We start from the raw sequence: 13,484 nt of genomic DNA, 5'->3' as shown, positions 1-13,484 counted from the left end.
CGGCGGGCAGGGAGCCAGGCGCTTCCCGTGCCCGCCGCTGCATTCCACCGTCGCGCGGCGCAACGCATCGTTCCGTGCCGCCGCGGACCAACGGGTACCACCATGCTCACCTTCCAGCAACTCATCCTCAAGCTGCAGTCGTACTGGGACGCCCAGGGCTGCGCCCTGCTGCAACCGATCGACCTTGAAGTCGGCGCCGGCACGTCGCATGTGCACACCTTCCTGCGCGCGATCGGCCCCGAGCCGTGGCGTGCCGCCTACGTGCAACCGTCGCGCCGCCCCAAGGACGGCCGCTACGGCGAGAACCCGAACCGCCTGCAGCATTACTACCAGTACCAGGTGGTGCTCAAGCCGGCGCCGGAAAACATCCTCGACCTGTACCTCGGTTCGCTGGAAGCGCTGGGCCTGGACCTGAAGCAGAACGACGTCCGCTTTGTGGAAGACGACTGGGAGAACCCCACGCTCGGCGCCTGGGGCCTGGGCTGGGAGGTCTGGCTCAACGGCATGGAAGTGACGCAATTCACGTACTTCCAGCAAGTCGGCGGCCTGGACTGCAAGCCCGTGACCGGGGAGATCACCTACGGCATCGAGCGCCTGGCGATGTACCTGCAGCAGGTCGAGAACATCTACGACCTGGTCTGGACCGAGTGGGAAGAGCCGGGCCCGAACGGCCCCGTGAAGCGCCGCCTGACCTACGGCGACGTCTATCACCAGAACGAAGTCGAGCAATCGACCTACAACTTCGAGCAGGCCGACACGACCGTGCTGTTCCGCCGCTTTGCCGAGCACGAAGCCGAAGCCAAGCGCCTGATGGGCGTGCGTGCAGAAGGCGAAGCCGCGGCCGAGGGCGACGCACCTGTCGTGCAACTGGCCCTGCCCGCCTACGAGCAAGTGCTCAAGGCCGGACACACCTTCAACCTGCTGGACGCGCGCGGCGCGATTTCGGTGACGGAGCGCGCGGCCTACATCGGCCGCATCCGCAACCTGTCGCGCCTGGTCGCGCAGGCTTACTACGATTCGCGCGAACGCCTCGGTTTCCCGATGTGCGGCACGACCGCGGCCGCCGCCAAGACCACGGAGGCCGCATGACGGCCAACCGAGCACGGCGTGGCCTGGCGCTGCTGACGGCAGCGTCCATCGCCGCGCTGGCGCTTCCGGCGAGCGTTGCGCAAGCGGCACGGCATCGCACGTCCAAGGCCGCATCGACGGAGAAGGTTTTTGTCGTGCCCAACACTTTGACGCAGCTTTGCGTGGCCGATTCCAAGCCGCTGCAGCAAGCGCTGAGCGCGGCGTGGACGCCGCCTCCGCCGTCGCTCGATCAATGGACGAGCCTGGTGCGCACGATGGCCTGCGACCTGTCCGGCGCGCGTGACCTCGGCTGGCATCGCGTGCCGCTGCGCACCTATGCGACGGCCCTGCGCTTCCCGCTCACGTGGGTGGAGTGGCAAGGCACGGGCGCCAAGGCACAGCGCCGTGCGCGCGTGTTCCGCTCCGCCGGGCAGTTGCCGAGCCGCTTGGAATTCAACGTGTCGGGCACGCTGCAAGAGGTGCGCTACGACGCGCGACGCGGCTTGTTGTCTGCGCGGTTCCTGCGCCGTGATGCCGCCGCGCCCGGAACCACGCCCGCCCCGATTGCACCGCCTCCGCCGCCGGGCCAGTGCGCCGGCACGCAATTGCAATTCCAGCAGCAGAACGGCGTGTGGCTGCTCTCGGGCGTGGAGCCCGTGCCCGGCTCGCCCTGCTGATCACTGAACCGAACCAAACAACGTATCGCCGCATCTGATCTGAACACCACGCGGCGCAGAACAACGACGTCACCGATTCAAACGCTATGTCCACCCTCCTGATCGAACTGCTGACCGAAGAACTGCCGCCCAAGGCGCTGGCCCGCCTGGGCGAGGCGTTTGCGCGCGGCCTGTTTGACGGTCTGTCGGCGCAAGGCCTGCTCGAAGAAGGCGCCGCCGTGGAAGGCTTCGCCACGCCGCGCCGCCTGGCTGCATCGATCACCGGCGTACGCCGCACCGCGCCCGACCGCGAATTGCGCGAGAAGGTCCTCCCCGTCACCATCGCCTTCGATGCTGAGGGCAAGCCCGCCGCGCCGCTCGTCAAGAAGCTGGCTGCGCTGGCCAAGACCGTGGGCGTGGAGGCCATCGCCCCCGAATCGCTCGAACGCGCGCCTGACGGCAAGGCTGAAGCGCTGTTCTATCGCTATACCGCGCGCGGCGCCGTGCTGGCCGACGGCCTGCAGACTGCACTGACGCAGACCATCGCCAATCTGCCGATTCCGAAGGTGATGACGTATCAGCGCCCGAACGGCGATAACGTGCAGTTCGTGCGCCCGGCGCACAAGCTGATCGCCCTGCTCGACAGCGAAGTCATCCCCGTCAGCGCATTCGGCCTGCAAGCCGGCAACGTGACGCTGGGCCACCGTTTCCTGTCGGCCGGCGAAATCGTCATCAAAGACGCTACCTCGTATGCCAGCACGCTGGAATCGCAGGGCAAGGTCATCGCCGGCTACGGCAAGCGCAAGGAAGCCATCCGCGCCGAGCTGCTCAAGACGGCCGGCGCCGATACGGTGGTCATGCCCGAAGCGCTGCTCGACGAGGTGAACGCGCTGGTGGAGTGGCCCGTGGTCTACCCCTGCCATTTCGAGGAAGCGTTCCTCGCAGTGCCGCAGGAGTGCCTGATCCTGACCATGCAGACCAATCAGAAGTACTTTGCGCTGACCGATGCACAGGGCCATCTGCGCAACCGCTTCCTGATCGTCTCGAACATCGCCACGAGCACACCCGAGGCCATCATTCAAGGCAATGAGCGCGTGGTGCGTCCGCGCCTGGCCGACGCCCGCTTCTTCTTCGAGCAGGATAAGAAAAAGCCGCTGGCCGACCGCGTGCCGCTGCTATCGCGTGTGGTCTATCACAACAAGATCGGCACGCAGCTTGAGCGTGTGTCGCGCCTGCAGGCCATCGCGGGGCAACTGGCGGAGAAGCTCGGTGCGGATGTTGCCCACGCCTCGCGCGGCGCGCTCCTGGCCAAGGCCGATCTGCTGACCGACATGGTGGGCGAGTTCCCCGAGCTGCAAGGCACGATGGGCACGTACTACGCCCGCCACGACGGCGAGCCCGACGACGTGGCGCTGGCCTGCTCCGAACACTACCAACCGCGCTTTGCCGGCGACGCGCTTCCCAGCACCGCCACCGGTACCGTGGTGGCGCTGGCCGACAAGCTGGAAACGCTGGTCGGTATCTGGGGCATCGGTCTGCAACCCACCGGTGAGAAAGACCCGTTCGCGCTGCGCCGCCACGCGCTGGGCATCCTGCGCATGCTGATCGAGAAGCCGCTCGCGCTCACGATTGACGATGCGCTGCAGATTGCCGCCGCCAGCTTCGATGGCATCGCCGCCGTCAAGCCGGACCTGGCTGCCATCACGGACTTCCTCTACGACCGCCTGCGCGGCTACCTGAAGGACAAGGGCTACAGCACCAACGAGGTGGAAGCCGTGGTCAGCCAGCGCCCGCAGCGCCTGGACGACATCGTCGCGCGCCTCGACGCCGTGCGTGCCTTCGCGGCCCTGCCGCAAGCCGAAGCGTTGGCCGCCGCCAACAAGCGCATCACCAACATCCTGAAGAAGACGGACGCAGCGATTGGCGCAGTGCAGCCGCAACTGCTCAAGGAAGACGCCGAGCGCGCGCTGCATCAGGCCGTGGCGTCGTCCGAGCCGCAGGTGCACGATGCCTTCGCACGGGGCGATTTCACCACCGCGCTGAAGACGCTGGCCAGCCTGCGCGAAGCGGTCGACACCTTCTTCGACGGCGTGATGGTGATGGCCGACGACACCGCGCTGCGCGACAACCGCCTGGCACTGCTGGCTGAACTGCACGGACTGATGAACCGCGTGGCGGACATCTCCAAGCTGGCCGCCTGATCGGCACCCCAAGCACCGTCCGGAGCCCACCATGCCCCACGTTCCCAAACTGGTGATTCTCGACCGCGATGGCGTCATCAACCGCGACAGCGACCAGTTCATCAAGTCGCCCGACGAGTGGATCGCCCTGGACGGCAGCCTCGAAGCCATTGCCGAACTGAACCAGGCCGGCTACCAGGTGGTGGTGGCGACCAATCAGTCGGGCATCGGACGCGGCCTGTTCGAGGCCGCGGCGCTCAACGCCATGCACGAGAAGATGTACAAGGCGCTTGCCACCTACGGCGGACGCGTCGATGCCGTCTTCTTCTGCCCGCACACCGCCGCCGATGCGTGCGACTGCCGCAAACCCAAGTCGGGCATGCTGCGCGAGATTGCGCGCCGCTTCGACATGGACCTGACGGGCGTGCCGGTGGTCGGTGACTCGCTGCGCGACCTGCAAGCCGGCGTGGAAGTCGGCGCTGTTCCTCACCTCGTATTGACCGGCAAGGGCGCCAAGACCCGCGATGCCGGCAACCTGCCCCCGGGCACCCAGATTCACGAGGACCTGCGCGCGTTTGCGCGTGCGCTGTTGTCCCCCGCGCCCCAGGGCATGCCCACGCGTGCCCCTTGAATTCGCCCCCAATGACTTTTATCCGTTCGCTGCTGTACCTGGTTTTCCTGATCGTCTGGACGCCGATCTACGCGGTGGCTTGCTTCATCGTGTTCCCGTTCATGAATCCGGCCCGCCGGTTCTGGATGGTGTCGGGCTGGACCAAATCCGCTATCTGGATGGCGCGCTGGCTGCTTGGCATTCGCTGGCAATACCAGGGCTGGGAACACATCGAAGAAGCCGTCGCGACCAACAAGCGCGTGGTGCTGCTCTCCAAGCATCAGTCGGCATGGGAAACCATGGCCTTTGTGGCGACCATGCCGAGGCCGCTGTGCTACGTATTCAAGCGTGAGCTGCTGTATGTGCCCTTCTTCGGCTGGGCGCTGGGCATGCTGAAAATGGTGCACATCAATCGCAAGGACGGCGCCAACGCGTTTGCCTCGGTCGCCCGCCAGGGCAAGGAACGCATGGCCGAGGGCGCATGGGTGATCATGTTCCCGGAAGGCACCCGCACGCGCTCGGGCGACCCGAAGCCGCGCTACAAGAGCGGCGGTGCGCGCTTCGCGGTGGACACCGGCGCATGGGTCATCCCCATCGCTCACAACTCCGGCCGCGTGTGGCCTCGCAACTCGTTCCTGAAGCATCCGGGCCTGATTACGCTGTCGGTCGGTCCGGCCATCTCCACGGACGGCAAGACCAGCGACGAACTCAATCGCGAAGTCGAAGCGTGGATCGAAGCAGAAATGCGTAGAATCGACGCCGATAGCTACCGCGAGCACGCATGAAACTGCTGCGCCCACCGACTTCGCCCACCACCGCCGACAGCGTCCAGCTCGAGCTGCCGCTGCTCGCGCCCGAAGCCCCGTCGCCATCGCAGCCGCCTGACGCGTCCCTCCTCGCTCCGCCCACAGTCGATTTTTCCACCGCACCGCTCGGCCCCAACCAGCGCCGCCTGACGCTGGGCGAGCGCGCGCTGATCTATAACCTCAAGCGTTCGTCGCGGCGCACCATCGGCTTTGTCATCGACGACCGCGGCCTGTCGATCACGGCACCGCGCTGGGTGACGCTTGCCGAGATCGAACACGCCATCGCCGAAAAGCAGAAGTGGATCTTCGCCAAGCTGGCCGAGTGGCGCACGAGCGCCGCACGCCGCATGCTGCCGCCGATGGAGTGGCAGGACGGCGCCGCGCTCCCCTTCCTCGGCAAGACGATCACGCTCAAGCTGGAATCGCCCATCGGCGCATTGATGTTCGATGCCGACACCAGCGTGCTGCACCTGGGCCTGCCGCCCACCACCACCGAGCAGCAGATCAAGGACCGCGTGCAAGGCTGGCTGCAGACGCAGGCTCGACGCCTCTTCGGCGAACGCCTTGAGGTGTATGCCGAGCGCCTGGGCGTGCGGCATAGCGCGTATGCGCTGTCCTCCGCCGCCACGCGCTGGGGAAGCTGCACCGCCGACGGCAAGATCCGTCTGAACTGGCGCCTCGTCCACTTCCCGCTGAGCTTGATCGACTACGTGGTCGCTCATGAACTGGCGCATCTCAAGGAGATGAACCACAGCCCGCGCTTCTGGGACACCGTGGAGTCGATCTTTCCCGAGTTTCGTGAGGCGCGGGAGCAACTGCGCTCGCATCCGCCGGAATACTTGCCGGCATTCTGATTCGCCCTGCCGACGCGGCGGCGGCGGCGGCGGATGCGTCGGTGGCAGAAAACGCCTGTCCTGCACGCTCCGCCACACCCTCCTACAATATCGCCTTCCCCGCAGTTCTCCAGGAAGGAAACCCCATGCGAATGCTCCACACCATGCTGCGCGTTGGCGACTTGCAGCGCTCGATCGACTTCTACACCAAGGTGCTCGGCATGCAGCTGCTGCGCACCAGCGACAACCCCGAATACAAATATTCGCTGGCGTTCGTCGGCTACGGCCCGGAAGCCGGCAACACAGTCATCGAACTGACCTACAACTACGGCGTGAGCGAATACGAACTCGGCACGGCATTTGGGCACTTGGCCATCGAGGTCGACAATGCCGCGCAGGCCTGCGACCAGATCCGCAACGCCGGCGGCAAAGTCACGCGTGAGGCCGGCCCGGTCAAGGGCGGCAGCACCATCATCGCGTTTGTGGAAGATCCGGACGGCTACAAGATCGAGCTGATCCAGGCACGCTCGATGCCCGATGGCAACCGCCACTGACGCGATCCGGCGGCCGCTGGACGGCACCGCCATCGGGCTGATGGTGGTGCTGTGCATGTGCTGGGGCTTTCAGCAGGTCGCCATCAAGGTGGCCGCCCATGACGTGGGCCCCGTCATGCAGGCCGGTGTCCGCTCGGCCATCGCGTCGGTCCTGGTGTTCGCGTTTGCGCTCTGGCGCGGCACGTGCCTGTCGTTGCGCGATGGCACGCTGACTGGTGGCCTCATGGCCGGCGTGCTGTTCGGCGTCGAGTTCCTGTGTATCTTCATCGGGCTGAGCTACACCACTGCGTCGCGCATGGCGGTGTTTCTCTACACCGCGCCGATCTTCACCGCACTCGGTCTGCACTTCTTTGTGCCCGGCGAGCACCTGCGGCCGCGCCAGTGGGCCGGAATCGGCATTGCATTTGCGGGGATCGTGCTGGCGTTCGCCGACGGCGTCCTGCACCCGGCGGCCGGGCCATCGACGTCATTGGGCGACGCGCTTGGCGTGGTGGCCGGCGCGCTGTGGGGCGCGACGACCATCGTCGTGCGGGCAAGCAAGCTTTCCGAAGCACCGGCGGCGAAGACGTTGCTGTACCAACTGGCCGTCTCGGCCGTGCTGCTGCTGTTGATGGCCGCCGGCACTGGCCAGGCCTTTACCGCGAACCTCACACCGACCGCGCTGGCCAGCCTCGCCTACCAGTCCGTGCTGATTGCGTTTGCCAGTTACCTGACGTGGTTCTGGCTGCTGCGCCGTTACCTGGCGTCGCGGTTGTCCGTGTTCTCGTTCCTGACGCCGCTGTTTGGCGTGGCGTTTGGCGTGCTGCTGTTGCACGAGCCGGTGGGCCTGCGGTTTGCGCTGGCGGCAACGCTCGTGCTGTCGGGCATCCTGCTCGTCAATCTTCGCTGAGGTCGGAAACGGTGCCGGCGATGCGGCTGGCCGGCAGCGCGTTCGCCACGGCCACGAAGTCTTCCACCGGCACTTCTTCTGCGCGGCGGCCCAGGTCAAAGCCAAGCGCCTCGAAATCAATCACATCGCGCAGTGCGCCGAGGGTGTTGCGCAGCACCTTGCGCCGCTGCGAAAACGCCATCGTCACCACCGTGCCCAGCGCGCGCATGTCGACCGGCGCATACGGCGACTTATCGGCCGGCCACGGAATCATCCGCACCACCGCCGAATCCACCTTGGGCGGCGGGTTGAACGAGCCCGGCGGCACGTCCAGCACCAGCTCCATGTAATAGCGCACCTGCAGCATCACCGAGAGCCGGCTGAACGCCTTGCTGCCCGGCGCGGCCACCATGCGGTCGACCACTTCTTTCTGCAGCATGAAATGCTGATCGCGCACGCGGTCGGCGAACGTGGCGAGGTGAAACAGCAGCGGGCTGGAGATGTTGTACGGCAGGTTGCCGACGATACGCAGCGGCCGGCCGGCCTCCAGCAGCGAACCGAAATCGAACGCCAGCGCATCGCCTGCATGCACGATGAGCCGATCGCCGAAACGCTTCTGCAAGCGTGCGACGAGGTCACGATCCAGCTCGACCACCTGTAGCGTGCGCACGCGCTCCATCAGCGGCACCGTGAGCGCGCCCAGGCCCGGGCCGATCTCGACGAGCACATCATCGGGCTTCGGATCGATGGCGGCGACGATGGCGTGGATCACGCCGTCATCGACCAGGAAGTTCTGGCCGAAGCGCTTGCGGGCCTGGTGCCCTTGGTGAACGCCGGTCGTGGATCGTGCCATTGCGAACTCGAAATCGAAAAGGTGAAGAAACTCAGGAACGCGCCGTGTGCCGCGCCATGGCGATGGCGGTATCGATCGCCTCGATCATGCTGCCGAACTCGGCGCGGCCCGTGCCCGCCAGGTCCAACGCCGTACCGTGATCCACCGACGTGCGCACGAACGGCAAGCCCAGCGTGATGTTGACGCCATGGCCGAACGTGCCGTACTTGAGCGGCGCCAAACCCTGATCGTGGTACATCGCCAGCACGCAATCGGCATCGGCCAACAGGCGCGGCTGGAACAGCGTATCGGCCGGATACGGACCGCGTGCATCGATCCCACGCGCACGCGCACGCGCGATGGCCGGCTCGATCACCTCGATCTCTTCGCGGCCCAGATGGCCGGATTCGCCCGCATGCGGATTCAACCCCGTCACGAGAATACGCGGTGCGGGCAAGCCAAACCGCATACGCAGATCGCGCTGCACGATGTCGAGCGTTTCGTCGAGCACCGTGGGCGTGATGGCGTCCGGCACCTCGCGCAGCGGCAAATGCGTCGTCGCCAGCGCAACACGCAGCATGGCGTTGTCGTGCGCCGGCTGCGGACCAGCCAGCATCATGACCACGCGCGGCGTGTGGCTGCGCTCGGCCAGATACTCCGTGTGGCCGGTAAACGGCACACCGGCGTCGTTGATCGTGCTCTTCTGCACCGGCGCCGTGACCATCGCGTCGTAACGGATGCCGTTTGCCGTGCCGATCAGGCAGCCGTCGATGGCTGCATCGAGCAGGTCCAGCACATAGCGGCCGTTGGCGGCATCAAGCACGCCGGCGCGCACGGGCGCACCCAGCGGGCGCGCCACGACAGTCAGCGCCGTAGAGACAACGCGCCAGAAATCGCCCTGCCCGATCGCGTCTGCGCGCGCCTGCAGCAATGCCGCATCGCCCATCACATGCCACTGCACATCGGCGTAACGCGGCGACGCCTGCCGCGCCAGATGCAGCAGCGCAGCCACGGTGATGTCGGGGCCGATACCAGCAGGTTCGCCGGTGGTAATGGCAATGTTCAGCATGCAGCGCTTTCCTGCGATGATTTCCGGTCGGTCTAGAAATGCCACGCCGCCCGCAGGCGGCCGTGAGCGATGCGGATGTCCGTAGCTTACTGCTGACGGTTCACGCGGTACTCCACGTGTGCCGAATCGCGCAACTCACGCAACCAGTCTTCATAGGCGGCCTGGACCTTCTGCTCGCGAATCACCGAGCGTGCGTAGTCGCGCTCGCGGTCTCCCGACACTTCTGCCTCGCGGCGGCCTTCCACCTGGATCAAATGCACGCCGAACTGGCTCTGCACCGGCTGCGACACATCGCCCGGCTTGAGCTGGTTCATCGCCTGCTCGAATTCCGGCACCAGCTGGCCGGGCGACACCCAGCCCAGCTCGCCACCCGCACCGGCCGAACCGTCTTGCGAATACCGGCGTGCTGCATCGCCAAAGTCATAGCCGTGGACGATACGATCACGCAGGCCCGTCAACTGGCGGCGCGCGTCGTCCGCCGACATCGTCGGACCGGTCTTGATTAGGATGTGGCGCACTTGCGTCTGCTGCACCTTGGCGGCAATCGCGGTGCTCGGTGCGCGCTTTTCCAACAGCTTGATCACGTGGAAACCTGCCGGGCTTTCGACCACTTGGCTCGCCACCTGGCCGGCCTTCAGGTCGACCACGGCGTTGGCGAACACAGCCGGCAGCGACCGATCGGCCGCAGCCCAAGCTCACCGCCTTGCGATGCATCCTGCGCGCCGGAATTGTCGCGCGCGAGCTTCGCGAAATCCGCACCGCCTTGCGCTTGCTTGAGCAGGCTTTCGGCCTTGCTGCGCGCGGCGGCCTTCTCGGCATCCGTGGCGCCTTCTGCAACCGGCACGAGAATCTGCGCGACGTTGTACTGCTGCTCGCCGGCCGGGGCCGTGCCGCCGCCCTGCTGCGCCAGATAGTTGTCGATCTCACCGTCGTAGACCTGCACCTTCGAGTCGACCTCGCGCTCGCGCAGGCGCGCCAGCAGGATTTCCTGGCGCAGGTCGTCGCGGTACTTGTCGTACGTCATGCCGGCGTCCTTCAGCTTGCTCTTGAGCTGCGGCACGGACAGTTTGTTGCGCTGGGCCACGCTTTCCACGGCACGGTCCACATCGGCGTCGGACACGCGGATGCCGCTTTCCTTGGCGGTCTGCGCCTGCACACGCTCCAGGATCAGCTGCTCAAGCACTTCACCGAGCAGATCCGCACGCGGCGGCAGCGGACGGTTCTGCGCACGGAACGTGCGTTCGACCAGGTCGGCGCGGTTGAGCAGTTCGCGGCGCGTGATGACGTCGGTGTTGACCACAGCCACCACCTCGTCGACGAGTTGGCTGCGCGGCGCGCCCGGCGCCGTCGGCTCGGGCAGCGTGCCCTGCAGCAACGGCTGGCTCGGCGACGAACCTGGGTTGGCGAAGATGCCGCGCACCGGTGCGGTCTTCTTTGCCGATGGCGCCTGCTGCGCGTGGACGGCGGTCGACAGCGTGGTCCCTGCCAGCAGCGCAACCAGCACGCCGGTGGCAACCCGCAAGCGGCCCAGAGGAGCCACACGCGTGGCGAAAGCGGTCGATTGGAAAGCCATGATGTCGTTATTCATATTGATCCAGCACGGACGGCGTGATCGGCTGTGCGCTCACCGGCTGGTAGCCGGGCACGTTCAGGCGAATCACGTCGATCGGATTGTTCCCCACCTTCGACAAACCCTTGAATTCGATCTGGGCAAAGATATGCGTCGTATAGCCCGAAACTGCATTGCTGTAGCGCTGCACCGCCAGTCGACCGACCCAGCAGTCCGCCACATACTCGAGGCCAAGCAGCATATCCGACGGCTTGCGCGCATCCAGGTCGTAACCAATGCGACCCAGGCCGTAGAGGCGCCGGGTAATCGGCCACTGCGTTGAGATATCGGCCTGTTCCAGCGGCAGCTGACCGGTATTCGCGTCTTGCCGGTAATAGCGATAGCCTAGGTTGATCACCTTGTTGGCTTCCGGCTTCCAGCTGAACGCGACAGTCGAGCGCATGATGCGATCGATGTCCTGATTGTACTGAAGGTTCGTATCGAAAAAGATGCCGCGGAACATCTGGATCGTGGTCGCGCCCAGAAGGTCCGAATAGCGACGCACCGACGTGGGGGCCGCGCCCGCCAGCGTCACGCGCTGGCCTTCGAGATCGATGCGCTGTGCGATCGTTGCGCGCAAGCGCTCGATGCCTGATTCGGCCTCGATAAAACGCGTGGTCACACCTGCCGTCACCTTGTTGTTGTCGGCAATGCGGTCGTAACCGGTGTACGGGTTCTCGGTAAAGATCTGGCCGAGGTTGTAGTCCGACTGGCCGGTATCGAACAGAGGAATCTGCGACTGGTCACGATACGGCGTGTACACGTAGAACACGCGCGGCTCCAGCGTCTGGATGTAGCTCACGCCAAACAGTTTGGAGACCAGCGGCGCATCGCGCTCGAACGTCATGCCCGAATCGAGCGAGAACGTGGGCAACGTGCGATTGATCTGCGTGTCCTGCGTATCGCCGGCCGGGCGGTCCAGACGGTATGCAGTGGTGTTGAGAATGAACTTTGGCGTGACGTACCAGCCGGGGCGGACGATCGGGTAGCTGATCGTCGGCTGCATGAACAGCCGCTCGCCCTGGACAGTATTGGCCGTCGGGATCGAGAACCGGGTGTAATCGGTCAGGAAATTGATGTCAAAGCCGCCAAGGTCGTACTTGTTATAGGTCAGGCTCAACTGCGGCAGGCGCTCATACGGTGCTGTCAGTGGCGTTGTGGCGGTCGACAACGTCTGGAATTTCTGCACACGCGCCAACGCCACCCAGTCGCCGAACGAGTAGGTGACACCGCCTTCCTGGGTGTACTGACGCTGCGTCGCCGTGACGATGCTGCGGCCCAGGTCATCGGGGTAGGTGTTGTCGGAAACCTTGTTGTAGTTAATGTAGCCGGTCAGGCCAGGTGCCAGGCGCTGCGTGTGTACCGCCGAAATCGACCAGCGGCTACGACCGGCGTCGCGGTCATCGGGCAGGAATTCGCCACGCAGGACGCCGCTGTATGACGTATCGAGATAGCGGTACTCGGCGCCGAGCTGCAGGCCACGCTGGGTCAGCAGACGGGGATACAACGTCAGATCGCGGTTCGGCGCGAGATTGAAGTAGTACGGCAGCGTGACGTCGGCCCCGCTGCGGCTGTTGTAGCCGAACACCGGAGCCAGGAAACCGCTGCGCCGATCGTCGTTGAGCGGAAAGTCCATGACCGGCGCAGCAAACACCGGCACGCCGAAGAAGTGCAGCACGCCGTTGCGGCCGGTGCCGACCTGGCGGTCGCTGTCGATATCGATGCGGCTCGCGCTGAAGTACCAGTCGACGTTGTCGGGCGAGCAGGTGGTGTAGGTGCCGCGCGTGATGCGGCTGTTGTCCTTGTCGATGAAATCGATCCGGTCTGCGGTGCCGCGGCCGCCGGTCGTGTGGAACTCGTACGTGGGCGTGCTAATGGTGCCTTCGTTGGCGGTGACCTTGAGCTTGGCGTCCGGGCCGGTGACGAGCGTGCCGCCCTTGAACAGCCGCACGTTGCCGGTGGCCGTGGCCAGGTCGGTGTCCTGGTTGTAATCGAGCGTGTCGCCCTTCAGCACTGAACCGTTGCGGCGCAGTTCGCCATTTCCGCGCAGGTGGATGTCTTCGTTGGTGCGGCCGTCCATCTTGTCGGCCGCCGTGAAGGTGGGGACAGTGTTGTCGGGACGCTGGACGGGCTCGGCCATCTTGGGCACCAGCGGGCTGCCGCCGGGCGTGGTCGGGCCGGACGTCGCCAGCGCCGTCACCGAGGAGGCCGGCGTGGCAGCAGGCGCCGTCGCTTGCGTGGTGTCCGCGCTCTGCGCCGCGGACGTCGCCGTCCAGACACCGGCCACTGCGAACACCAGCGGGCGCAATGCCAGCGCGCCGCGCCGGTTGGCGGGCCGCTGATCGGGCGCGGCAACAGGGGCGCGCTGCCGGTTTTTCCTGGCTCGGTTCGGTTCGGTC

Annotated in this window: 11 protein-coding genes and 1 pseudogene; 8 read left to right on the top strand and 4 right to left on the bottom strand. The window is 65.8% G+C overall.

Translation table 11 applies throughout. The features are described 5' to 3' along the window. The first annotated feature begins 102 nt into the window (after positions 1 to 102). The 8 genes from glyQ (at position 103) to FUT88_RS08470 (ending at position 7,596) form a co-directional block, all read left to right on the top strand. Complete coding sequence (gene glyQ / locus FUT88_RS08505; RefSeq protein WP_147214601.1) at positions 103 to 1,089, top strand: glycine--tRNA ligase subunit alpha; 987 nt, start codon at positions 103 to 105, stop codon at positions 1,087 to 1,089. After that, positions 1,086 to 1,745 (top strand): hypothetical protein, encoded by a 660-nt coding sequence (locus tag FUT88_RS08500; protein ID WP_147214600.1) that lies wholly within the window; start codon positions 1,086 to 1,088, stop codon positions 1,743 to 1,745. The genes glyQ and FUT88_RS08500 overlap by 4 nt, the downstream gene beginning before the upstream one ends. 86 nt (positions 1,746 to 1,831) lie before the next feature. Continuing rightward, complete coding sequence (gene glyS, locus FUT88_RS08495) at positions 1,832 to 3,925, top strand: glycine--tRNA ligase subunit beta (RefSeq protein WP_147214599.1); 2,094 nt, start codon at positions 1,832 to 1,834, stop codon at positions 3,923 to 3,925. Positions 3,926 to 3,956: 31 nt separating this feature from the next. Further along, positions 3,957 to 4,535 (top strand): D-glycero-beta-D-manno-heptose 1,7-bisphosphate 7-phosphatase, encoded by a 579-nt coding sequence (gene gmhB / locus FUT88_RS08490; RefSeq protein WP_147214598.1) that lies wholly within the window; start codon positions 3,957 to 3,959, stop codon positions 4,533 to 4,535. Positions 4,536 to 4,546: 11 nt separating this feature from the next. Continuing rightward, positions 4,547 to 5,299 (top strand): lysophospholipid acyltransferase family protein, encoded by a 753-nt coding sequence (locus FUT88_RS08485; RefSeq protein WP_147214597.1) that lies wholly within the window; start codon positions 4,547 to 4,549, stop codon positions 5,297 to 5,299. Then, positions 5,296 to 6,174 (top strand): M48 family metallopeptidase, encoded by an 879-nt coding sequence (locus tag FUT88_RS08480; protein WP_147214596.1) that lies wholly within the window; start codon positions 5,296 to 5,298, stop codon positions 6,172 to 6,174. Before FUT88_RS08485 ends, FUT88_RS08480 begins: the two co-directional genes overlap by 4 nt. 125 nt (positions 6,175 to 6,299) lie before the next feature. After that, the gene (gene gloA / locus FUT88_RS08475; RefSeq protein WP_012761203.1) at positions 6,300 to 6,707 is read left to right on the top strand and encodes a lactoylglutathione lyase; all 408 of its coding nucleotides are present in this window, start codon (positions 6,300 to 6,302) and stop codon (positions 6,705 to 6,707) included. After that, positions 6,691 to 7,596, top strand: coding sequence for a DMT family transporter (locus FUT88_RS08470; RefSeq protein WP_147214595.1), 906 nt, complete (start codon positions 6,691 to 6,693; stop codon positions 7,594 to 7,596). The genes gloA and FUT88_RS08470 overlap by 17 nt, the downstream gene beginning before the upstream one ends. Here FUT88_RS08470 and rsmA read toward each other — a convergent pair. From rsmA to FUT88_RS08450, 4 genes and pseudogenes are all read right to left on the bottom strand, one after another. Further along, positions 7,583 to 8,428 (bottom strand): 16S rRNA (adenine(1518)-N(6)/adenine(1519)-N(6))-dimethyltransferase RsmA, encoded by an 846-nt coding sequence (rsmA, locus tag FUT88_RS08465; RefSeq protein WP_147214594.1) that lies wholly within the window; start codon positions 8,426 to 8,428, stop codon positions 7,583 to 7,585. The two genes, FUT88_RS08470 and rsmA, sit on opposite strands and share 14 nt — an antisense overlap. A 31-nt stretch (positions 8,429 to 8,459) precedes the next feature. Next, the gene (pdxA, locus tag FUT88_RS08460) at positions 8,460 to 9,476 is read right to left on the bottom strand and encodes a 4-hydroxythreonine-4-phosphate dehydrogenase PdxA (protein ID WP_147214593.1); all 1,017 of its coding nucleotides are present in this window, start codon (positions 9,474 to 9,476) and stop codon (positions 8,460 to 8,462) included. A gap of 86 nt (positions 9,477 to 9,562) precedes the next feature. Next, positions 9,563 to 11,049 (bottom strand): annotated as a pseudogene (locus FUT88_RS08455) (peptidylprolyl isomerase). A 7-nt stretch (positions 11,050 to 11,056) separates the two neighbouring features. Continuing rightward, the coding region (locus FUT88_RS08450) for an LPS-assembly protein LptD (protein WP_261797075.1) at positions 11,057 to 13,484 on the bottom strand (2,428 nt) is incomplete at its 5' end.

The organism is Ralstonia sp. TCR112 (assembly GCF_007997035.1).
Lineage (GTDB): Bacteria > Pseudomonadota > Gammaproteobacteria > Burkholderiales > Burkholderiaceae > Ralstonia > Ralstonia edaphi.
The sequence above is the reverse complement of the archived record's forward strand: the minus strand, read 5'-3'. Positions and strand labels throughout refer to the sequence as shown.

Excerpts from the sequence above, each read along its gene's own strand:
- glyQ (WP_147214601.1), top strand. The coding sequence starts at position 103 with ATGCTCACCTTCCAGCAACTCATCCTCAAGCTGCAGTCGTACTGGGAC.
- FUT88_RS08500 (WP_147214600.1), top strand. The coding sequence starts at position 1,086 with ATGACGGCCAACCGAGCACGGCGTGGCCTGGCGCTGCTGACGGCAGCG.
- glyS (WP_147214599.1), top strand. The coding sequence starts at position 1,832 with ATGTCCACCCTCCTGATCGAACTGCTGACCGAAGAACTGCCGCCCAAG.
- gmhB (WP_147214598.1), top strand. The coding sequence starts at position 3,957 with ATGCCCCACGTTCCCAAACTGGTGATTCTCGACCGCGATGGCGTCATC.
- FUT88_RS08485 (WP_147214597.1), top strand. The coding sequence starts at position 4,547 with ATGACTTTTATCCGTTCGCTGCTGTACCTGGTTTTCCTGATCGTCTGG.
- FUT88_RS08480 (WP_147214596.1), top strand. The coding sequence starts at position 5,296 with ATGAAACTGCTGCGCCCACCGACTTCGCCCACCACCGCCGACAGCGTC.
- gloA (WP_012761203.1), top strand. The coding sequence starts at position 6,300 with ATGCGAATGCTCCACACCATGCTGCGCGTTGGCGACTTGCAGCGCTCG.
- FUT88_RS08470 (WP_147214595.1), top strand. The coding sequence starts at position 6,691 with ATGGCAACCGCCACTGACGCGATCCGGCGGCCGCTGGACGGCACCGCC.
- rsmA (WP_147214594.1), bottom strand. The coding sequence starts at position 8,428 with ATGGCACGATCCACGACCGGCGTTCACCAAGGGCACCAGGCCCGCAAG.
- pdxA (WP_147214593.1), bottom strand. The coding sequence starts at position 9,476 with ATGCTGAACATTGCCATTACCACCGGCGAACCTGCTGGTATCGGCCCC.